The organism is Sphingomonas sp. Leaf21 (assembly GCF_916858675.1).
GTDB lineage: Bacteria > Pseudomonadota > Alphaproteobacteria > Sphingomonadales > Sphingomonadaceae > Sphingomonas.
Window position 1 is genome coordinate 1 of record NZ_CAKASM010000019.1, and the last position, 21,439, is coordinate 21,439.

The following is a 21,439-nucleotide window of genomic DNA, read 5'->3' on the forward strand; positions in this document are numbered from 1 at the left end:
AAATTGGGTTTCCCCATCGTCGCCTCCTGTCCTCAAAATTAGGACCCGAGGCGTCCAGAAATCTAGGGGCTACTCAGCATCCCCGCCAGTCGGCAAACTGGTGTTCGCCATCATGTCCAATCAAGCGGAAGCACATGAGGTGGGATTCAGGGCCAGGGCAGCGGCAATGCTGCTGGCCGATGCGAAAGCCTTCGCGAGGGAAGGGGACGACGTTGTCGTCCGTCGACACAACGCTCAGTAGCATAGCCAGTCCGTTTCCGCGTCGTCGACGGCTTCGAACATGCCACCGTCTGCCTGCATCTTATTCAGGTGCTTGCGGACATCGTCCGGTGATCCGGTGCGCGGGAACGCGCGATCGGCCTTCGCGGCTTTGACCAGGTCGCCGATCGGGCCATGGCGATCGACCTGCACGAGCAGCCATTCTCCGAAGGTTTCGGATCGCGCGATAGTTGAGGTGAAGGACATATTGTCGCTCCTCTGCGAATCGGGTGTGGCGCCAATATAGCGTTCTCTATTTGTTCTGGGAATGGTTTGGGCTGGGACCGTGGCGGACAATCGGGTAGGATCGCGAAGGTTAGAATCCCGCACCGGCATCCAAAAATGTGGTTGGGGTATAATTCGGGGTACTGCGCGTAAGGGTTTTCCTAAAAACGGCAGAAAAGTCGGGTTTTTTACGCCTCTTGTGGCGGGCTCCCGCTCCGCCAACTGGTCTGCGAAAGCGACCTTCTCCACAGCGTCATCCCGTTGATCGGCCAACGGAACCCGCGCCGTCGCGCGTGTTCGGCCGGCCTCGTCGCAGCGTTGCGAGGTTTCCGATGAACTGAAGAGAACAGGGATTCCCGGAACCCCTGTTCTCCGTCACATGCCTGACGTGTTCGCGCGCCGCTACCGGCGCGACATGGCCTTGGGCCGGATCGACATTCAGCTTATTCTCCCCAGGGAAGGACAGGCATAGTTGAATGTCGATCGGCCCTAGAAGCGGGCCGTGCCGGTCAGCGAGAAGACGCGGCCGTTCTTGTAGATCGCGGTCGGTGCGCTCGGCGTGTCGCTATATTGGTAATAGGTCTCGTCGAGCAGGTTCGACGCGGTCGCGGTCAGGCGGAAATGCGCGTTGATATTGTACGAGGCCGAGAAGTCGAGCTGCCGATAGGCGTCCGTATAGTCCGCCGACTGGAGACGGCCGAACTGGTAGAAATATTTCGAGCGGTAATTGTAGCTGACGCGCGCCGAAAACGGGCCGCTTTCGAAATACGGGATGATGTTGAAGGTGTCGCGCGACAGGAAGGGCAGGCCCTGTCCGTTGATGCCGGTGTCGGCGGATGCGAAGGTATAGTTGGACTGGATGCCGAAACCCCAGATCAGATTGGCTTGCGCGGTCAGCGAGAAGCCGGTGACGCTCGCCTTGCCGCCATTGGTCGGCCGGGAGATCGCATATTCCAACGTGCGGCCGGTCAACTGGTTGGTGATCGTCTGTTCGACATTGGTGTTGCCGATATAGTTGCTGATGTCGCGATAGAACACTTCGCCCGACAGGTAGCTCTGCTTGCCGAAATACCATTCCACCGAGGCGCCGAAGTTGGTCGCCGCATAGGGTTTCAGGTCCGGATTGCCGCCGCCGCCGGTGCGGGTGGTGTCGTCGAGGCTTAGCGAGCCTGCCAGATCCTCGAACCGCGGTCTGGCGATGACCTTCGCCGCACCGGCGCGCAGCACCACCGTGCTGCTCGCGTCATAGGCTATGTTGAACGCGGGCAGGAAGCGGTTGTCGGTATTGGGCGTCGTGACCAGTGTCGTCTGGCTGCCCGACGTCAGGTAATAATGCGAGGTATCGCGCGTCGACACGAACCGGCCACCGATGTTGCCGCGGAACTTGCCGGCCTGATAGTCGAGCTGGACATAGCCGGTCAGGATCCGCTCGGCGACGTTGAAATAGGATCCGGTGTCGAGCGACCGCGTCACGTTGAGATTGCCCGGCGCATTGAGCGCGGCGATCGCTCCCGCCTCGTTCAGCGCGGCATAGGGCGTACCATTGCCACTGACGTTGAGGCCGTCATAGATGCTCGACGGCACCAGGCCCGGGTTGAAGCTGGCGAGCGTGGCTGGCGTATTGGCGAAGGTGGCGCCGCCAAAGGTCGTCTGCTGGTTGTGATGGTCGTTGCCACGCAAGCCGAACGAGATCTTGCGCAACAGCCCCATGCCCAGATCGCGCGACACGTCGAGCTGGCCGAACAGTTCGCGGTCCACCGTCTGGTCGGCGTTGGTGATGCCGCCGACCTGCGCGCCGAAGAATCCGGCGCCGTTCGTCGCGGCGAGCACTGCGGGCTCCTGCTGGAGCTTGGCGTCGTTCGGCGAGAAATTGACCCATTGCGAGGCGTCGCTGGCCGGATTGGCCCAGTCGAGCGAGGTCACCTTTCCGACCGCGCTCGCGGTGAAACCCTGGCGCGTGTAGAAGCTCGTCAGATATTCGGGGCTCTTGCCGCCGCTGGCGCGCGTGTAGCCGCCATTGCCGCTGACCTTCCATTCGCCCGGCGTCCAGTCGAAGAAGCCGGTAAAGGTGTCGTTCTTCAGGCGGGTACGGCGATAGTCGGTGTCGACCTCACCCGTCCATTCGTCGCCCGGCGCCGCGCTGGCACCGAAGGTCGTCGAGGTGATGAGGCCGTTATTGACCGTCGCCGCCTGGAGCAAATCGCCATGCGTGTTGTAGCTGAACATCGACCGGTTGAGGTTGTCATATTTGCCGCGGATCATGATCGCGTTGGCGGTCAGCGTCAGGTCGGGTGTCGGCCGGAACTGCACGGTGGCGGTATAGCCGATACGCTGGCGGACTTGGTCGAAGTCGTCGCGTGACAGATAGGCGGGCAGCTTCGCCTTTTGCAGATCGGCGGTGGTGCCGCCGGTGATCTTCGCATTCGGGTTCTGCAACACGGGATTGCCACTGGCATCGGTGATGGTGTTGCCATTGGCATCCTTGGCGACGAACTGGTCGCCGGTAAGATAGCCGAACACCTCGACGCCGCCCTGCGACAGGTTCTCGCGATTGTAGTTGACCGATCCCAGGATCGCGAAGGTGTCGGCCTCATTGTGCCAGCTATACAGGGCCGAGCCACGGAAATTTCCCTGCTTCGACCTGTCATTATATTCGCCGCCCAGCGTCGCGGTCAGCGTATTGGGCTTGAGGTCCAGCGGCTTGCGCGTGACGATGTCGACGGTTCCGCCGATCGCGCCCTCCTGCAAGCGGGCCTCGGGAGTCTTGTAGAGCACCGCCTGGCTGATGATTTCGGGCGACAGGAGCGAATAGTTGAAGCTGCGGCTCGACCGATCGTTGGGATTGCCGCCCCAGTTCGCCGACGCGACCGAATGGCCGTCGATCAGGATGCGGTTGAGCGCCGGCTCGGTGCCCGCGATCGAGACTTGTTCGCCTTCCCCGAAATAATGGTCGACCGTCACGCCGGGCAGGTGCGACAGGGACTCGGCGACATTGGTGTCGGGAAACTTGCCGACGTCCTCGGCGCTGATCACGTCGACGATCGCATTGGTGCTGCGTTTGGTGTCGATCGAGTCCTGAAGGCTCCTGCGGATGCCGGTCACGACGATGTCGTTGTCCTGGGCGGTCGAACCCTGCGCCTGCGCGGCTTGTGTCGCGGGCGCGGTGGACTGAGCCTGGGCGGTCTCTGTGAGGCAGGCGAGTGCAGTGCTCACCAGAATGGCGTGGCGCAAGCGCATATCAGATTTCCCCTCTCCAACGGATTCCGATCTCAACCGCCTGGAAAGCCGGTGATTTTAGTAGATCGGAAGGGGTCGAGCTGCTGGTCTCCTCACGACCGCCAGCCCTGTCCCTCCACAGATAGTGAACCAATTGCGATCCATTGCACTACCAAATTTCAGTTCTATCACTTATTTTAAGGTAGCGTCATGAACACTTTGTGCCCGTGGCGCGTGGGGTGACGGGGTGCGCCGAGCTCTTGGGGTGAGCGGTGGTAACTATGGAGCGTGCGCCTTAGCACCGGATTTTGCTGCAAGAATCCATCCGGCCAGCATGAGAGCATTGGAGCCGAAGCATGTCGGCAAGGGCAGGCCATCGGCGACCGGCCGCGTAAGTCGGACCATGTCAGACCAGGGTGGCGGGATGGTCAGCCCTGATACCGTAACATGTTCGAAAAGCCCTGATTCGCCTTGGTCATCTTCGCGATCTTGCGAAGGGTGGCGCGGACGTTCCGGTCGAACCGCCGGTCGTCATAGATGCCGGTCGTGCGATATTCCTCCTGCGCGAGCAGCGCCTTCACATGCGCGGCGAACGCCGCCTGATCGTCCGCCTTGCCGCCGGCCTGCAACGCGCGGCAGGCCCATTCCTCGGCGGCGGCCTTGTCGTAATCATCCTGCGCGTCATAGCCACGCCTGTCCGCCGCCGCCTGGTCGAGCCTGGCGGCGTGGATCCGGCGATCGAGCCATTTGCCGACGGCGACGCCGTCCCATGGTTCGAATGCGATAGTCATTTCGATCTCCCATCCCGTGATCGGTGCCCGCACCGCCCGCGTACACGCTGGCATGGCCGTCGCCTAGCGCGGGCACGAGACCATCAGGAAATCGGAACCCCGCCGGTCACCGCGATGACGTTGCCGGACATGTAGCTGCCCTCCGCCGAGGCGAGCAGGACATAGGCGGGCGCGAGCTCGCCCGGCTGTCCGGCGCGCCCGATCGGCGTGTCGTGGCCGAGCGTCTCCAGTTCGTCCGGAGACTTGGCGATCGGCTGGATCGGCGTCCAGATCGGGCCCGGCGCGACCGCGTTGACGCGGATCCCGTCACTGGCGAGAAGGTTGGAAAGCCCCACCGTCAGGCTCGATATCGCGCCCTTTGTCGCGGCGTAGACGATCATCGACTTGGTGGCGACCTTGGCCTGTTCGCTGGTCGTGTTGATGATCGCCGACCCCGGCTTCATATTTGGCGCGGCGGCCTTGGCGAGGCGGATCATCGCAAAGACATTGGCCGCGAAGGCGCCCTGCATCTCGTCGTCGTCGATGCTGTCCAGGCCCGCGTTGATCGTCTGGGCCGCGGCATTGTTGACGAGGATGTCGAGGCCGCCCAGCTCGGCGACGGTGCGCGCGACGAGAGCGCCGCAATGGTCCCGGTCGCGGATGTCACCCGGCAGCAACAGGCAGCGCCGCCCCGCCTTCTGGACCCAGCTGCGCGTTTCCTCGGCATCGCCCTGCTCCTCGGCCAGATAGGATATGGCGACATCCGCGCCTTCGCGGGCATAGGCGATCGCCACGGCGCGACCGATGCCGGAATCGCCACCGGTGATGAGCGCCACCTTGCCGTCGAGCAGGCCCTTGCCGGTATAGCTGTCCTCGCCATGATCGGGTTTGGTCCGCATCGCGGTCGTCAACCCCGGACGTGGCTGATGCGGCTCGTCGGGAAAGCGGGTCGGCTGGCTGGTGCGCGGATCGTCTGTCATGGCATGTCCTGCTGCTGCGGAGATCCCCCAACGGCCCATATGGGATAACGTGCCGACAAAGGCGCAACGTCGGGCAGATCGGGCGACGCGCAGGTGGCCACGCATGAATCCGCATTTGCGACCGATTGGAACGGTGCGGGGGCTCAACCGTCGACAGCGCAGGTCGCGCCGTCCGGTTTCCTCTATCACCCCCGGGCGGCGCGGCTCGTCGGGACGGAAGCGTGCCGGTCGGCGCTTCCGCTACGCTATGCGAGCATGTCGAAAAGCGTTTCGGCGAGTTCGCTGCTCCGAAACGGCTTGGTCATGCGCGGAACGGTCGGGTCGATGCCCTCCGCCTCGGCATAGCCCGACACGATCAGCGCGGGCAGCGACGGCTGGATCGCCTTCACCGCGTCGACCAGTTGGGCGCCGGTCATTCCCGGCATCAGGTGATCGGTCACCAGCAGATTGGGGGCCAACCCGTCGCGGATCATCTGCAGCGCGGCTTCCCCCGATGCGGCCTCGACCACGTCGTAGCCGAATTCGGAGAGCATATGCGCGGTGCTCATGCGGACGAGATCCTCGTCGTCGACCAGCAACGCCGTTCCCAGGATATTCGGCTGTCCGACAGGCTGCGCCGATCGCTGCTCGACTTCGGGAAGGTCGTCGCCGATGCGCAGCCAGAGCGCGATGGTCGTCCCCTGGCCGACGACGCTGTCGATCGTCAGCGCGCCGCCGAGCTGTGCGGCCAGTCCGTGCACCATCGACAGGCCGAGGCCGGTCCCCTTGCCGATTCCCTTGGTCGAGAAAAAGGGCTCGATCGCCCGCGCGCGCGTCTGCTCGTCCATGCCGATGCCGGTGTCGCCGACGCTGACCCGCACATAATGGCCGCGCGACAGGCCGGGCCTTGCGTCCTGAACCGAGGCGCGGGTGACCGCGATGGTCAGCGTGCCGCCATCGGGCATGGCGTCGCGCGCATTCACCGCCAGGTTGAGCAGCGCCATCTCCAGCTGGTTGGCATCCGCCTTGGCCGGGGGCAGATCCGCTTCGACCTCCAGCGCCAGCGTGATCGTCGGCCCCAGCGTCGATCCAATCAGTTCGACCATCCCCCGGACGAGCTGAGGCACGTCGACCGCCATCGCCTGGAGCGGCTGGCGGCGCGCAAAGGCCAGGAGCCGCTGGACCAGCGTCCGGGCGCGCTCCGCCGATTGCAGCGCGCCGTCGATCAGCCGCTGCTCACGTTCGGAGCCAAGCCCCTTGCGATTGAGCAGGTCGAGCGAGCCGACGATCGGGGTGAGCAGATTGTTAAAGTCATGCGCGACGCCGCCGGTCAGGCTGCCCATCGCCTCCATCTTCTGGCTCTGCCGCAAGGCTTCCTGCGCGGCCTGGAGTTCCGCCTCACGCGCCTTGGCGAGGCTGAGGTCACGGCCGACGGCGATGAAATTGACGCCGTCCGGTTCGGGGGCGACCGTCCATTCGATCGACTTCCAGTCGCCGTCGCGGGTGGCGATCCGGTTTTCGAACCGGGCCGGTCGACCGGTCCGGGCCATCGTCGCGATCGCGGCCAGGGTCGGCGGTTCGTCCTCCGGGTGCATGAAGGTCGCATAGCCGCGCGACAGCAGTTCCTCGGTGCTCCACCCGAGGACCCAGGTCCATGCCGGGCTGACCGCCGACATCATCCCGCTATAGTCGGCGCGGGCGAGCATGTCCTGCGACAGGTTCCACAGTCGGTCGCGTTCGGCCGAGCGGGCGGCGACCAGCGCCTCCAGCGTCTCGTTCATCGTCTGCAACCGCAGTTCGGCCTTGCGTCGCGCGGTGATGTCGTTGAACAGCACGGCGACCCGGCGGCTGGCGGGCGGCCCGATCCGAAAGGCATGGACGTCCCACCACCGCTTGAGCGCGGCGGAGCCTTGCTCGGTGCGGTCGGCGATGCCGGTGGTCGCGATCTTTCCGTAGAAATCGAACCAATGCTGTTCATGACCCGGCACGACGTCGCGGACGCGGCGACCGGCGGGCTGGAACCCGGCCTGCCGCTCGAAGGCCGGGTTCGCCTCGACGAAGCGATAGTCGACCGGCTTGCCCGTATCGTCGAAGATCATGTCGATGATGCAGAAGCCGACCTCGATATTCTCGAACAGCGTCCGGTAACGCGCCTCGCTGTCCTGCAACGCGATCAGCCTTGCGCGCGCGTCATACTGGCGCCGCCGCGCGCGGACCGCGGACCGCACGATGCTGATCAGCGTCGTCGGATGGAAAGGACGCTCGAGAAAGGTAACGTTGTCCAGCAGCTCGAGATGCCGGGCCGCCGCGGGATTGCGCTCCAGCCCGCCGCCCCGGCTGGTCAGGAGGATGAAGGGCAGGTCGGACCATTCCTCCTGCGCGGCCAGCCAGGCCGTCAGGGCGGAAAGATCCGCCGTCGCGATCGCCTCCTCGGTCACGACGACGAGCGCGGCGCCCTGATCCAGTTCGGCGACCAGATGCGGTAGCGAGGGGCAAATGGCCGTCTCCAGCATCGCCTCGGCCAGCATCGCGCTCGCCAGCGCGGCGTCGCGACCGCGTGGCGCGAGGACGAGCGCGCGTTCCGAAACGGTCGTCCGCTTCACGCCTCGTGACCGTCCAGCAGGTCGTTCACGCCGTGGAGCGTCGGTACGCCGCGCAAGACGCCCTGAAACTTCGCCAGCGGCTCGCCGAGCGTGATCCCCCTGCTGCCGATCTGATATTCCCGGATCATGTTCTCATGCGGACCGGTGCGCTTCTTCACGACGGAGATGGCGCGGCGAACCTGCCCCAACGCCTCGAAATAGCGAAGCAGGATCACGGTGTCGGCGAGATAGGTCACGTCCACCGGCGTCTTCATGTCGCCGACCAGTCCGTGCTGCGCGACCGACAGGAAGGTCGTCGCCCCCTGTCGGTTCAGATATTGCAGCAGCTCGTGCAGGTGGAGGATCAGCGCCTGCTCGCCCGGCATCGCCGCCTGATAGCCGTTCAGGCTGTCGACGACGACCGTCTTGGCGCCATATTGCTCGACGCAGTGGCGGACCCGCGCGGAGAATTCGCCGGGCGACAATTCGGCGGCATCGACCTGTTGCAGCAACAGCTTGCCGTCATCGATCATCGCCTGGAGATCGATGCCCAGCCCCGATGCGCGCTGGATCAGGAGCCCGACCTCCTCGTCGAACACGAACATCGCGGCACTTTCGCCGCGCGCCACCGCCGTCTGGATGAAGGTCAACGCGATCAGGCTCTTGCCCGTGCCGGTCGGGCCCAGGACCAGCACGCTCGACCCGCGCTCGATGCCGCCGCCGAGCAGCTGGTTCAGCTCGGCCGACCCGGTGGTCAGCACGTCACGGGGAAAGCTGGTCCGATGCTCGGACGAGACCAGGCGCGGATAGACGTGGATGCCGCCCGTCTCGATCGTCGAGTCGTGAAAGCCGCCGCGAAACCGCCGACCGCGATATTTGATGACGCGAAGCCGCCGCCGCTCCGCGCCATATTCGGGCGCCAGCTCCTCCAGCCGGATGACGCCATGCGCGACCGAGTGCACCGTCTTGTCATTGGCATCGGTGGTCAGGTCGTCGAGCATCAGCACCGTCGCCCCGCTCTTGGCGAAATAATGCTTGAGCGCCAGGATCTGCCGCCGGTAGCGCAGCGAACTCTGCGCGAGCAGGCGGATTTCGGACAGGCTGTCGATGACGACGCGGTCGGGCATCACCCGCTCGAACGCCTCGAAGATGCGCTTCGTCGTTTCGCCCAGTTCGAGGTCGGAGGAATAGAGCAGGCTCTGCTGCTGATCGTCGTCGAGCAGATTTTCCGGCGGAATCAATTCGTAGAGTTCGACACCGGCCAAGTCCCATCCGTGCGACGTGGCGGTGGCGCGCAATTCGTCCTCGGTCTCGGACAGCGTGACGTACAGACAGCGTTCGTCCGCCGCCGCCCCGGTCACCAGGAACTGCAGCGCGATCGTCGTCTTGCCGGTGCCCGGGCTTCCCTCCAGCAGGAACGTCCGCGCCCGCTCGAGCCCACCGGCGAGGACGTCATCAAGGCCAATCGTGCCGGTCAGCGCATCGTCCGTCGCGAAAGCACGCAAACCCATTCTCCCAATCCTCGCCGCCGGTCCGGCATCGATGCGCACCTAGCGTAGCATCCCCACAAAGACCCGTCATTATCAGCAATCTAGCACCGACCCTTCTTTCCGCTCCCCTGTCCAGGGGAGAGGGGAGAATACGCTGAATGTCGATCCGGCCGAAGGCCTTTACCTTGGCAAAGAACACGTCTGCGCAACCTTCTCTCCCTTTCGAGGGGGCGTGGGAAAGGCCGGGTGTGATTTCATAGGCGTTACGCCATTTCATTTGCAACTTTGCGTTGATGGCTGCCGCTCCGCCTAGCTCTGCATCCTGTCGAAAACATGACGAAAAATTCTCTCTTTCGTCATCCCGTCAAATCGTCCACTATCATCGACGAATAATGAATCTCATATAAGCAAGTGGAGAGAGGGATGGCGGTCGATCTGACCCGACGCGGCGTGCTGGGGGCCGGGGCGTTCGCCATGGCTGCGGGCGGCTTTTCGACATTGCCTCTCCATGCGCAGCCGGTCGGTGCCGACGACTCCCATCGCCTCTGGTTCGATGCGCCCGCGACGCGCTGGGTCGAAGGGCTGCCGGTGGGCAACGGACGCCTCGGCGCGATGGTTCGCGGCGGCACCGACCGCGAGATCGTGTCGCTCAACGAGGACAGCCTGTGGTCGGGCTATCCCACGCCGGATGACAAGCCGGGCGCGCCCGCCGCGCTGCCTGGCGTTCGCGCGGCGGTCTTCGCGGGCGATTATCACGGCGCCGACGAACGGGCCAAGCGGCTGCAGGGGCCCTATTCGAACAGCTATGCGCCGCTCGGCGATCTGGTGATCGCCTTGCCGGGCGGCGGCGCGGTCGCGGACTATCGCCGCGAACTCGACCTGGATCAGGCGGTGGTGGACGTCTCCTATGTCGCGGGGCGGACGCGCCACCGGCGCGAAGTGTTCGTGTCGCATCCGGCGCAGCTGGTCATCGTCCGGCTGACCGCAGAGGCGGGGACGATCGATGCCGATCTGTCGCTCTCCACGCTGTTGCGGGGGGCGGTGCGGGTCGAGGGCAACCGACTGGTCCTGACCGGCAAGGCGCCGGCCTATGCCGCGCCCAATTATCATCAGGTCGCCGAACCGATCCGCTATGACGACGCCGCCGGACGCGGGATGATGTTCGCCGGGATCGCCGAGGTGACGACCGAGGGCGGGAAGGCGAGCGCGGCGGGCGACCATATCGCGGTGCGCGGCGCGCGCAGCGTCGAGATCCGCATCGCCGCCGCCACCGGCTTTCGTCGTTTCGATCAGGCGCCCGACCTGCCGATCGCGGCGATCGAGGCGAAGGCGCTCGCCGCGCTGTCGGCGGCGCGGGGCACGAATTACGCGGCACTTCGCGCGGCGCATGTCGCGGACCACCGCTCGCTCTATCGTCGCGCCGAGCTCACGCTGGCGGGTTCGGCGGCGGGCACGACCGCGCAGCGGCGCGCGGGCAACGAGCGCGCCAGCGATCCGGGACTGGCCGCGCTGCTCTTCCACTTCGGTCGCTATCTGTTGATCGCCAGCTCGCGCGCGGGCAGCCAGCCCGCCAATCTCCAGGGTATCTGGAATGCCGAGGTGCGGCCGCCCTGGAGCAGCAACCACACCACCAACATCAATACCGAGATGAACTACTGGCCCGCCGAGGTCGCCAACCTCGCCGATTGCCACACCGCGCTGTTCGACTGGATCGAGCGCGTGGCGGTGCGCGGCGCGCGGGTGGCCAAGGGCTATTACGGGATGCCCGGCTGGTGCCTCCATCACAACAGCGACATCTGGGCGATGGCGAACCCGGTGGGAGAGGGCGACGCGACCCCGGTCTGGGCCAATTGGCCCATGGGTGGCCCCTGGCTGATGCAGCATCTGTGGCAGCATTACAGCTTCGGCGGCGACCTAGCCTTCCTGCGCGAGCGCGCCTGGCCGCTGATGCGCGGCGCGGCCGAGTTCTGCGCCGCCTGGCTGGTCGCCGATCCGGCGAGCGGGCGGTTGACGACCGCGCCGTCGATCTCGCCCGAGAACGAATTCCTGGCGCCCGACGGCAAGAAGGCGTCGATCAGCGCGGGCTGCACGATGGACCTGGCGCTGATCCGCGAGCTGTTCGCCAATTGCATCGCGGCGTCCGCGCTGTTGAAGACCGATGCCGCCTTCGCCACCCGGTTACGCGGCCTGGTCGAGCGGCTCGAACCCTATCGGATCGGCAGCCAGGGCCAGTTGCTCGAATGGTCGAAGGAATTCGGCGAGGCGGAGCCGGGCCATCGCCATATCTCGCATCTCTATCCGCTCTATCCCGGCGACGAATTCACCCCCCGGCGGACGCCCAAATGGGCCAAGGCGGTCGCCACCTCGATGCAGCGGCGCGAGGACAATGGCGGCGCGCAGACCGGCTGGAGCCGCGCCTGGGCAACCTGCATCTGGGCCCGGATGGGCGATGCGGCGCGCTCGGGCCGCTCGATCGACGCCTTCTTCAAGGGCAGCACGCTCGACAATCTGTTCGACACCCACCCGTCGAACAAGGGGCCGATCTTCCAGATCGACGGCAATTTCGGGATCACGGCCGCCATCGCGGAAATGCTGCTGCAAAGCCATGACGGTGCGATCGCGCTGCTGCCTGCCCTGCCGCCCGCCTGGCGCGACGGCAGCGTCCGGGGGCTTCGCGCGCGCGGCGGGGTGACCGTCGATCAGCGATGGACGGCGGGGGGCCTGGAGCAGGCGGAGCTGCTGTCCGAACGCGGTGGCGACATGCTGGTCCGCCTGCCCGCCGGTCGTCGCCTGCGCGCCGCGATGCGGGGCGGTGCCGCCATACCGACACGGAGCGAGGCCGACGGCCTGCGCTTCACCACCCGACCGGGGGATCGGATCACATTGACCATCGGCGCCGCCTGAGCGCGGCGACCGTCATCATCGCCGACCGCGCGGCAAGGCGCGGCGGCCCACGGGGAGAAGACGTATGATCAGGCATTTCGTAACCGGCGCGGTGTCGCTGCTGGCATTGACCATCGCGACGGGCGGTCAGGCGCAGACCGTGCCCGCCGATACACCCGCCGCCCCCTCCGACACGGGCACCCCGTCCGACACGGTCGCGCTGCCGGGCAGCAATGACGAGGTGGTCGTCACCGGCATCCGCCGCAGCCTGGCCGACGCGACCGCGCTGAAGCGCAACAATGTCGGCATCGTCGACGCGATCTCGTCCGAGGATATCGGCCGCTTCCCCGACCAGAATCTCGCCGAATCGCTCCAGCGCGTGACCGGCGTGCAGATCACCCGCAACAAGGGCGAGGGATCGCGTGTCGCGTTGCGCGGCCTCGGCCCCAACTTCACCCAGACGCTGTATAACGGTCGCCAGATCGCGACGCCGGGTGGCGGGCGCAGCTTTTCCTTCACCTCGCTCAGCTCCGACTTCGTCAGCGCGGTGGAGGTCATCAAGTCGCCCAGCGCCGAGCAGGTCGAGGGCGGCCTGGCCGGTCTGGTCAATGTCCGCGTCGCGCGACCGCTGGATGCCGGGCGCGACGTGGTCGCGATCACCGCCGAGGGCATTTACGAGGAAAACCCGAACCGGGTGACGCCGCACGCCTCGTTGTTCGTCAACAAGGTCATCACCGACCGGTTCGGCGCCAGCTTCGGCATCAATTACGAAAAGCGCCGCGTGCTGTCGGCGGGCTATCTGGGCTATGGCGCGGAGAACGGCGTCGAGGCGCGGCGCAATCCGCCGCTCGACTATAATCTCGACGGCGACTTCAACGACCAGGCGCGCTTCATCCACACCACCAACCTCGTCGCGCAGGACGGTACGTTCGAACGCGCGACGATGATCGGCGGGTTGCAGTTCAAGCCGACCGATACCCTCAACTTCTACGTCGACGGCTTCTTTTCGGACTTCAAGGACTATTCGATCTACAACGAGCATCAGGTCCGCTTCACCAATATCCAGGGCCCCGGCGCCGGGATCGTCGGCAGCACCCTGGCGAACGGCTACCTGACCGCGCTGGACGCCAATGGCGTCGACCACCGTTCGGACACGCGGCCGATCGACACGCACGACCAGCTGTTCAGTGGCGCGATCGGCGGTATCTGGACGGTCGATCAGCTCAAGGTGTCGAGCGAGTTCACCTTCTCCAAGGCGCGCCGCACCTCGACCAATTACGGCTTCGCGATCAATTCGCGCGCGCGCGTCGGCTACGATACCGGCGGCGAGCTCGGGCGCGAACCGACGGTGACGTTCGCGCGGGGTTACGACCCGCTCGATCCGTCGACCTATAATCTGCTGGCGGTGGGCGGCACCTATCGCGCGCCGAGCATCGACCGCAATTATGACGGGCGGCTGGACGTGGCACGCGACGTCGAGCTGGCCGATGCCTCGCTGGTCGTGAAGGCCGGCGGCATGTTCGCCAACCGGCGCAGCGAATTCTCCTCGCGCACCTTCAACCTGACCTCGCAGCAATTCGCCGACGCGCTGGGCCAGGCCTATAATCCCAATGTCGAGGGCGGCAGCACGTCCGCCGCGCCGATCCTGTCGCAGGTCGACTATTCGAAGTTCGTCCAGCCGTCGCTGGGCAATTATCTGGCGCCCGATCTGGAGGCGTTCTTCAACCGGCTGCCGCTGTCGCAGATGCTGTCGCTCGCGCCGCCCCAGGCGCAGCTCGCCAACGACTTCACGGTGACCGAGCGGTCCTATGCCGCTTATGGCCAGCTCGACGTTCGTGCACTCGACGGGCGGTTCAACGGCAATATCGGCCTGCGCTATGTACGGACCGACCAGACCTCGGCGGGCTATGCCGCCGATCTGTCGTCGTTGCTGGTGCGGCGCGGCGGGATCATCACCGTCGTCCAGCGGACCACGCCGGTCTCGGTCGACAACAGCTATTCCGAATGGCTGCCCAGCGTGAACCTGTCCTACGACCTGACCCCGAAGTTGAAGGTCCGCGGCGCGGTCGCGCGCACGCTGACCCGGCCCGATATCGGCCTGCTGTCGCCCACGCTCAGCGTCGATGCGAACACCAGCACGATGAGCGCGCGCAACCCGAACCTTCGCCCCTACGTCGCGGATCAGGTCGACCTGTCGCTGGAATATTATTTCAGCAAGTCGGGGCTGTTGTCGGCGGCGGTCTTCTACAAGGACGTGAAGAACTTCATCGTCAACGCCGCCACCTCGGTCACCCAGACGGTCCAGCTGGAGGAAGGCGGGAGCCGCCAGCAGGTTTTCCTGCTCCGCCAGCCGCGCAACGGCGCCAGCAGCAAGATCAAGGGTTTCGAACTCGGCGCGCAGGTGCCCTTCACCTTCCTGCCGTCGCCGCTCGACGGGTTCGGCGTGCTGGGCAACTTCACCTATCTCGACCTCGGCGACGTGGTGGTGACCCAGGGCGAGCCCGCGCTGCCGATCTCGGGCGCCTCGACGCGCAGCTACAATATCGCGGGCTATTACGAGAAGGACGGCTTCGGCATCCGCGCATCGTACAACTATCGCAACGGCTTCGTGGTCGATCCGATCAGCACCTTCGGCGACGGCGACTATCAGCGCGCTTATGGCCAGCTCGACATTTCGGCGAGCTATGACGTCAACCGGATGATCACGCTGAACGCCGACGTCACCAACGCGACCAATGCCCGGATCTACAATGACACCGGCGTCGGGCTGCTGCGCGGGGTGGTCGACAATGGCCGCCGGGTGACCGCGGGGGTGCGCGTCCGCTTCTGACCGGTCGATGCCCCGGCCCGATCGGGTCGGGGCATCCATTCGGCACGACCGGCGTTCGAGGGCGATGAGTGAGCCCGAACATGGTCGCTACCCCTATCGCCCCATCGTCGATCGCCCGGTCTATGACTGGCCCGGCGGCAAGCGTCTCGCGCTCTATCTGGGCGTCAATCACGAGGTGTTCGACTTTGGCGGCGGGCTTGGGGCCGAACTCGCGCCGTCGCAGACCCAGCCCGACGTGATGAACTATGCCTGGCGCGATTATGGCAACCGCGTCGGGGTGTGGCGGCTGTTCGACCTGTTCGACCGGCTCCAGCTCAGGACCACCGCGCTCCTCAACGCCGATGTGCTCGATCGCTGTCCCGGACTGGCCGAGGCCTGCCGCGACCGGGGCGACGAGATCGCGGCGCATGGCGGCAGCAATGCCAGGGCGCAGGGCAGCCTGTTCCGTTCGGGTGAGCGCAGCCTGATCGCCGACGTGACCGAACGGCTGACCGCGCTCGGCACGCGCCCGACCGGTTGGCTGGGCCCCTGGATATCGGAGAGCAAGGTCACCCCCGACCTGTTGAAGGAGGCGGGCTATCGCTATGTGCTCGACTGGGCGCATGACGACCAGCCGACCCGGATGGCCACCCGCCACGGCGACCTGCTGTCGGTCCCCTATTCGCAGGAGATCAACGACCTGCCCGCCGTGATCCAGCGCAAGCAGGAGGCGGAAGGGTTCGCGACGATGATCCGCGACACCGTGACCCAGTTGCTGAGCGAGGCGGACCGGCGCCCGGTCGTGCTGGGCATCGCGCTTCACCCCTATATCATGGGACAGGCGCACCGGGTGCCGCCGCTGGCGCGGGTGCTGGAGGAACTGCGCCAGGCCGACGATCCCCGCATCTGGTGGACCACCGCCGGCGCGATCGCCAAACATGTCGCGGAGAACGACCTGGCGGTGTGAGGATAATCCTCCCCCGCGACGGGGAGGGGGATCATAGGAAGCATGATGAAGGGGGAATACCCCTAACCCGGTTTCATCGCCCGGCGGCCAGGAAGCGGTCGGCGGTACGCAGCGACAGTGCCATGATGGTCAGCGCTGGATTGGCGGCCAGCGCGCTGGGGAAGATGGAATTGTCGCAGATCAGAAGGTTGGCGATGTCGAAGCTGCGACCATCGGCGTCGACCACCGCCTCGTCGCCATTGTCCCCCATCCGGCAGGTGCCGATGGTATGCGCCGACCGGTCGACCGCGAAGATGTCGCTCGCCCCCGCCGCTTCCCAGATGGCGGTCATCGTCCGCCGCGAATGGGCGTCGATCGCACGCTCGTTGTCGTGATAGCTGAAGTCGATCCGCGCCTTGCGCTGGCCGAACGCGTCCGTTTCGTCCGACAGGGTCAGGCGGTTGTCGGGATGGGGCAGGCATTCGCCGTTGATGCCGATCCCGGCCATCCGGTTATAGCCATAGAGCAGCGCCTGCAGCCGCTCACCCCAGAGCCCGGCGCCGCGCGCCAGCCCCGTGGCCAGATTGACCGGCAGCACGCCCAAACTCTGGATCAGATATCCGCCCGCGCAATCGGCATCGGCGGGTCGCATCATGTCCTCGGTGATCAGCGAGGAGGGATAGCCCCGGTTCATCCGCATATCGTCGTCGAACCGGCCCCAGACCTGGGTCGCGACATGCGCCATGAAGTTGCGACCGACCTGCCCGCTCGAATTGGCGAGCCCCAGGTTGAGCAGCAGGCGCGGCGTCTCGACCCCGCCCGCGCACAGGAACACGTTGCGGCAAAGCTGGCGGCGCTCCTCGCCACCCTGACGATAGACCACCGCCTCGATCCGTCCGGCCCCGTCCATGTCGAACGACAGGACCCGGCATTCGGAGCGCAGCTCCGCCCCATGTGCGACGGCGAAGGGGAGGTAGCTGGTATCCATGCTGGTCTTGCTGGCGTTGCGGCATCCCTGATGACAGGTGCCGCAATTGACGCAGGCCTGTCGCTGTCCCCAATGCGGCTGGTCGCGATCGCGGGAGACCAGGGCGGCGGGTGCATCGGTGGCGGTGATGCCCAGCGCGGCGCAGCCCCGCGCCATCGCATCGGCCGAGGCATTGCGCGCGACCGGGGGATAGGCGTAGCGGCGGCTATCGTCCCAGGGGTAGCGGGCGGGGCCCGAGACGCCGGTAAAGTCCTCGACCTGCTCGATATAGGCGATCAGTTCGGCATGTTCGACCGGCCAGTCGGCGCCTTGCCCGGTCATCGACTTCAGCAACAGGTCGCGCGGGTCGGGACGCGGGCAGAAGGCACCCCAGTGCAGCGTCGATCCACCGATCCCCATACCCGAATTGTTCGAGCCGAAGGCGGTGGGATCGGCGCCACCGCTCAGCCGTTCCTCCATCCAGTAGATGTCGGCGGCGAGTTCGTCGGCGACATGGTCCCGTGGCCGGAAACCCCGCCCCGCCTCCAGCGCGACGACCGACAGCCCGGCCTCCGCCAGTCGCGCGGTCAGCGGCGCGCCGCCTGCGCCGGTGCCGATCACGACCGCATCGACGATATCCTGCGGGGCGTAGGGGGCGCGGCTCATGCCTTGGTCTCCGTGACGTGTTGCCAGGCTTCGTGATCGTTGGCCGCGGTGCGCACATAGCCCTGCTTGCGCGGGCCGTCGCCGCCGACGGCGAACCCGTCATAGCCGATCGCCGCCATGGCGGCGGGCGAGGCGATCCACTGACGCACCACCTCGGCTCGCACATCGGTGAACCACAGCGCCATCTGCTCTGGGGACAAATGGCCATCGTCGTCGGGGATGCCCGCCTGTCCCGCCGCCATGCGCATCAGCCAGTCGGCCTGCGTCGCCCGCTCCTGCGCGACGAATCCGCCGGTCATTTCGTCGAGCGTCGCCAGCCCGCGCGTCCAGGCCTGCGCGTCGGGCGGAAGGTCGGCGAAGCGCCATCCGTCGCCCGGCCCCGCGACGACCGCCTGCTCGACCCGGTCCGCCAGATCCGTATCGGCACCCCGGTCGGGCAGGATGTGCGCGATCAGGGCCGCGACGGTCGCGCGCTGCGAATCCGACCAGCCCTGTTCGGGTCGCTCGACGGGGCGCGTCCGGTCGAGCATGGCGGTGCGGGTGCGGCGGCTGACCCGGTCGGACCCCAGCAGCCGCACGAACCCGTCGGGCAGGATCGCAGGCTTCAGGGCGGCGACATGATCCGCGATCAGCGCCGCCAGCGCCTCGGGCTGTTCATAGGGGATGAGGTGTGCGGCGCCCGCGACGACGCGGATCTCGCCATGCGGATAATGCGGCAGATTGACGCGGCGCTGCGCCGCTTCACCCAGGTCGCCGTCCTCCGCCCCCGCGACGATCAGTGCGGGCAGCGCGATGCGACCAGCCTCGTCGCTCCAGTCCTCCCGGCTGCCACGCTCGAGCCAGCCGAGCCACGCCTCGCGGCTGGAGCGGCGGACATCGGCCACCGCCTGGTCGCGCCAGCGTGAAGGAAGGCGTTCCGCGCTGTTGGCGTCGACGAAGGTCTGCGCGTCGCCCTGCGCGATCGGCCCGTCCTGGACCCAGCCGATCATCTGCGCGCGGCGATCCTCTTCCATCGGCTCGGGCGAGGGTGGGGAGGCGGCGACCAGCACAACACCGACCACGCCCGCCAAACCGGCCTCACCGCTGGCGGCGCGTGCGGCGACCAGCGTGGCGATCTTGCCGCCCATGCTGTGTCCGAAGAGCACGCACGCCGTCAGTCGGTGATCGCGGATCGTATCGGCCAGATCGTCCGCCATGGTCGTGACGTCGGCATAACCCTGATCCGCCCGCTCGCCGAAGCCGGGCAGGTCGAGCGCGAGGCTGGGCAGCGGGGCGAGCGCCTCGCGCACCCGGTCCCATTCGCGGCCGCTGGAACCCAGCGCGTGGAGAAATACCAATGTCGGTTGGGTCATGCGGTCTCGCCCGGTAAAATCCCATGCTGGACGTTACAAAGGCGGGACCGTTCCGCATCCGACCGGCTGATCGGAAATTAATTTGGATCATGATCCGGACGCATATGGTTCCCGCTATCCCACGATAAATTCATGGAACCCTGCGCGCGAAGAAGCGCTTCGCCACGGACCTTTATCATGATGGGAGTCACGTCGTGGCCAAGACCGACCAAGCACAGCCGCAGTACAAGATCGAGTATAAGGAGATCCAGGCGTTCGGCACGCTGAAGGATCTTCCGCTCGGTCTGTCGGACAATGCCCGCAAGCAGAGCGTGTCGATCCTGAACCAGGTACTGGCGGACACGATGATGCTGCGCGACCTGTACAAGAAGCATCACTGGCAGATGTCGGGCGCGACCTTCTACCAGCTCCACCTGTTGCTCGACACGCATTACGAGAAGCAGGCCGAGCTGGTCGACATGGTCGCCGAACGCATCCAGGCGCTGGGTGGCATCAGCATCGCGACACCGCACGATGTCGCCGAGATGACCCGTATCCAGCGCCCGCCGCAGGGGCGCGAGGACGTGCCGACCATGCTGGCGCGCCTGCTCGAAGCGCACAAAGTTGTGCTGGAACAGGCGCATGAGGGCGCCAAGACCGCCGATGAGTCGGGCGATGACGGCACCAACGACCTGCTGGTCAGCGACATCATCCGCTCCAACGAGCCGCAGGTCTGGTTCATCGGCGAGCACCTCGCCGCGACCGCGCTCCAGCGCGCTGGCTGAGCCGGCGCCAGCGGCATGACGTGACCCAGGAAAGGTAGGGGCGATGGCACAACGGGATCTGGCGAACGGTGTCGCCTCTGCCGATCTGGAGGAAGGGCGTATCGTCGCGGGAACGCTGGACGGGCAGGATGTCGTCCTCGTCCGGCATCGGGGGCGCGTCTGCGCGCTTTCTGGCATCTGTACGCACCTGAAGGCGCCGCTGGCCGATGGGATCGTCGCCGACGGCACGTTGCGCTGCCCCTTCCATCATGCGCGGTTCGACCTGCGGACGGGCGAGGCGGTCGGTGCGCCAGCGTTCGAACCGCTCGAGAGGTTCACGGTGGTCGAGGCGGAAGGACTGGTGCGGATCGACGGTCCCGCCGATCGGTACGAGCCCGTGCCTGCGACGCGGAGCGATATCGGCCGGGTGGTCATCATCGGCGGCGGCGCGGCGGGCCATGCCTGTGCCGAGATGCTGGCGCGGCATGGCGCGGGCGACGCGGTGACGGTGATCGAGGCGGAGGGGGATGCGCCCTACGACCGGACCTTCTGTTCCAAGCAATATCTGTCGGGCAAGGCAGAGCGCGGCGAGGCGGCACTGCCGCCGGTCGCCGACACCGTGACCTGGCGTGGCGACGCGACCGTGGCGCGGATCGATCGACAGGCCAAGGCCGTGATCCTCAACAATGACGAGCGGGTGCCCTATGACCGGCTGGTGCTGGCAACCGGCGCGGCGGCGGTGTCACCCGATTTCTACGGTGCCGATCGCGCCGACGTGCATGTCGTGCGCAGTCTGGGCGATGCCGACCGACTGATCGCGGCGCTGGCCTCCGCGGAGCGCGCGGTGGTGATCGGGTCGAGCTATATCGGGCTGGAGGTCGCCGCCTCGCTGATCGCGCGCGGCTTGCAGGTCGCACTGGTGTCGGACGACGAATTGCCGCTCGAGAAGACCGCCGGACCGGAGGTGGGGGCGATGATCCGCGACCTGCATGAGTCCAAGGGCGTGACCTTCCACGTCGCTGCCCGTGTCGCGCGTTGGGATGGCCATGTCGCGCATCTCGACGACGGTAGCCGGGTCGAAGGCGATCTGCTGGTGGCGGGTGTCGGTGCCGAGCCCCGGATCGCGCTGGCGGAAGCGGCGGGGCTGACGCTGGCGGACAAGGCGGCGGGCGGCGGGGTCGCGGTCGATGCGACGCTGCGCACGTCCGATCCGTCGATCCATGCGATCGGCGATATCGCCAGCGTTCCCGATCCCCGGCTGGGCCATTCCATCCGCGTCGAGCATTGGGTGGTGGCGCAGCGCATGGGCCAGTGGCTGGCACGGCATCTGCTGGGGCAGGGGAATCCCGAATATCGCGAGGTGCCGTTCTTCTGGTCGGGCCATTACGATCTCAGCCTGCGCTATGTCGGCCATGTCGCGTCGCCCGACGACCGGACGATCGACGGCAAGCCGGCCGAACGCGATTTCGCCGTTCGCTTCGCCGAACAGGGTCGCGAGCAGGCGATCCTGACCGCCGGGCGCGATGTCGAGGCGCTGAAGGCGGAGCATCGCTGGGAAGGCTGACCACGTGAT

At 66.4% G+C, this 21,439-nt stretch carries 13 protein-coding genes; 5 read left to right on the forward strand and 8 right to left on the reverse strand.

What is annotated here, in order from left to right:
* Nucleotides 1-234: 234 nt before the first annotated feature.
* The 6 genes from LRP66_RS13410 to LRP66_RS13435 form a co-directional block, all read right to left on the reverse strand.
* On the reverse strand, nucleotides 235-465 hold the full coding sequence (locus LRP66_RS13410; RefSeq protein ID WP_230483105.1) for a YozE family protein: 231 nt from the start codon (nucleotides 463-465) through the stop codon (nucleotides 235-237).
* A 507-nt stretch (nucleotides 466-972) separates the two neighbouring features.
* The gene (locus LRP66_RS13415; protein WP_230483106.1) at nucleotides 973-3,720 is read right to left on the reverse strand and encodes a TonB-dependent receptor; all 2,748 of its coding nucleotides are present in this window, start codon (nucleotides 3,718-3,720) and stop codon (nucleotides 973-975) included.
* A gap of 407 nt (nucleotides 3,721-4,127) precedes the next feature.
* Nucleotides 4,128-4,490: a hypothetical protein gene (locus tag LRP66_RS13420; RefSeq protein WP_230483107.1), complete on the reverse strand. Its 363-nt coding sequence runs from the start codon at nucleotides 4,488-4,490 to the stop codon at nucleotides 4,128-4,130.
* An 83-nt stretch (nucleotides 4,491-4,573) separates the two neighbouring features.
* A complete protein-coding gene (locus tag LRP66_RS13425) occupies nucleotides 4,574-5,449 on the reverse strand; it encodes an SDR family oxidoreductase (protein WP_230483108.1) in 876 nt (291 codons plus the stop codon).
* Between the two features lie 245 nt (nucleotides 5,450-5,694).
* Nucleotides 5,695-7,956, reverse strand: a complete 2,262-nt coding sequence (locus tag LRP66_RS13430; RefSeq protein WP_230483152.1) for an ATP-binding protein — start codon at nucleotides 7,954-7,956, stop codon at nucleotides 5,695-5,697.
* Nucleotides 7,957-8,027: 71 nt separating this feature from the next.
* Nucleotides 8,028-9,521: an ATPase domain-containing protein gene (locus LRP66_RS13435; RefSeq protein WP_230483109.1), complete on the reverse strand. Its 1,494-nt coding sequence runs from the start codon at nucleotides 9,519-9,521 to the stop codon at nucleotides 8,028-8,030.
* Between the two features lie 402 nt (nucleotides 9,522-9,923).
* Here LRP66_RS13435 and LRP66_RS13440 point away from each other — a divergent pair, with 402 nt between their 5' ends.
* The 3 genes from LRP66_RS13440 to LRP66_RS13450 all read left to right on the forward strand — a co-directional run bounded on the left by LRP66_RS13440 (nucleotide 9,924) and on the right by LRP66_RS13450 (nucleotide 16,159).
* Nucleotides 9,924-12,404: a glycoside hydrolase family 95 protein gene (locus LRP66_RS13440; protein WP_230483110.1), complete on the forward strand. Its 2,481-nt coding sequence runs from the start codon at nucleotides 9,924-9,926 to the stop codon at nucleotides 12,402-12,404.
* A gap of 64 nt (nucleotides 12,405-12,468) precedes the next feature.
* Nucleotides 12,469-15,213, forward strand: coding sequence for a TonB-dependent receptor (locus tag LRP66_RS13445; RefSeq protein ID WP_230483111.1), 2,745 nt, complete (start codon nucleotides 12,469-12,471; stop codon nucleotides 15,211-15,213).
* A 64-nt stretch (nucleotides 15,214-15,277) separates the two neighbouring features.
* The gene (locus tag LRP66_RS13450) at nucleotides 15,278-16,159 is read left to right on the forward strand and encodes a polysaccharide deacetylase family protein (protein WP_230483112.1); all 882 of its coding nucleotides are present in this window, start codon (nucleotides 15,278-15,280) and stop codon (nucleotides 16,157-16,159) included.
* 73 nt (nucleotides 16,160-16,232) lie between these two features.
* Here the strand turns inward: LRP66_RS13450 and LRP66_RS13455 are convergent, their stop codons facing one another.
* Nucleotides 16,233-17,771 carry a GMC family oxidoreductase gene (locus LRP66_RS13455; RefSeq protein WP_230483113.1) on the reverse strand — a complete coding sequence of 513 codons (1,539 nt, stop codon included), beginning with the start codon at nucleotides 17,769-17,771 and terminating at the stop codon, nucleotides 16,233-16,235.
* A complete protein-coding gene (locus LRP66_RS13460) occupies nucleotides 17,768-19,123 on the reverse strand; it encodes an alpha/beta hydrolase (RefSeq protein ID WP_230483114.1) in 1,356 nt (451 codons plus the stop codon). Before LRP66_RS13460 ends, LRP66_RS13455 begins: the two co-directional genes overlap by 4 nt.
* A 194-nt stretch (nucleotides 19,124-19,317) precedes the next feature.
* Between LRP66_RS13460 and LRP66_RS13465 the strand changes: the two genes are divergently transcribed.
* Entirely contained in the window at nucleotides 19,318-19,887 is a 570-nt protein-coding gene (locus LRP66_RS13465) for a Dps family protein (RefSeq protein ID WP_230483115.1), read from the forward strand.
* A gap of 43 nt (nucleotides 19,888-19,930) precedes the next feature.
* Complete coding sequence (locus LRP66_RS13470; protein ID WP_230483116.1) at nucleotides 19,931-21,430, forward strand: FAD-dependent oxidoreductase; 1,500 nt, start codon at nucleotides 19,931-19,933, stop codon at nucleotides 21,428-21,430.
* The last annotated feature ends 9 nt before the right edge of the window (nucleotides 21,431-21,439 follow it).

What these genes read in the sequence shown, in the direction of transcription:
- LRP66_RS13410 (WP_230483105.1), bottom strand. Translation starts at nt 465, where the DNA reads ATGTCCTTCACCTCAACTATCGCGCGATCCGAAACCTTCGGAGAATGG.
- LRP66_RS13415 (WP_230483106.1), bottom strand. Translation starts at nt 3,720, where the DNA reads ATGCGCTTGCGCCACGCCATTCTGGTGAGCACTGCACTCGCCTGCCTC.
- LRP66_RS13420 (WP_230483107.1), bottom strand. Translation starts at nt 4,490, where the DNA reads ATGACTATCGCATTCGAACCATGGGACGGCGTCGCCGTCGGCAAATGG.
- LRP66_RS13425 (WP_230483108.1), bottom strand. Translation starts at nt 5,449, where the DNA reads ATGACAGACGATCCGCGCACCAGCCAGCCGACCCGCTTTCCCGACGAG.
- LRP66_RS13430 (WP_230483152.1), bottom strand. Translation starts at nt 7,956, where the DNA reads ATGCTGGCCGAGGCGATGCTGGAGACGGCCATTTGCCCCTCGCTACCG.
- LRP66_RS13435 (WP_230483109.1), bottom strand. Translation starts at nt 9,521, where the DNA reads ATGGGTTTGCGTGCTTTCGCGACGGACGATGCGCTGACCGGCACGATT.
- LRP66_RS13440 (WP_230483110.1), top strand. Translation starts at nt 9,924, where the DNA reads ATGGCGGTCGATCTGACCCGACGCGGCGTGCTGGGGGCCGGGGCGTTC.
- LRP66_RS13445 (WP_230483111.1), top strand. Translation starts at nt 12,469, where the DNA reads ATGATCAGGCATTTCGTAACCGGCGCGGTGTCGCTGCTGGCATTGACC.
- LRP66_RS13450 (WP_230483112.1), top strand. Translation starts at nt 15,278, where the DNA reads ATGAGTGAGCCCGAACATGGTCGCTACCCCTATCGCCCCATCGTCGAT.
- LRP66_RS13455 (WP_230483113.1), bottom strand. Translation starts at nt 17,771, where the DNA reads ATGAGCCGCGCCCCCTACGCCCCGCAGGATATCGTCGATGCGGTCGTG.
- LRP66_RS13460 (WP_230483114.1), bottom strand. Translation starts at nt 19,123, where the DNA reads ATGACCCAACCGACATTGGTATTTCTCCACGCGCTGGGTTCCAGCGGC.
- LRP66_RS13470 (WP_230483116.1), top strand. Translation starts at nt 19,931, where the DNA reads ATGGCACAACGGGATCTGGCGAACGGTGTCGCCTCTGCCGATCTGGAG.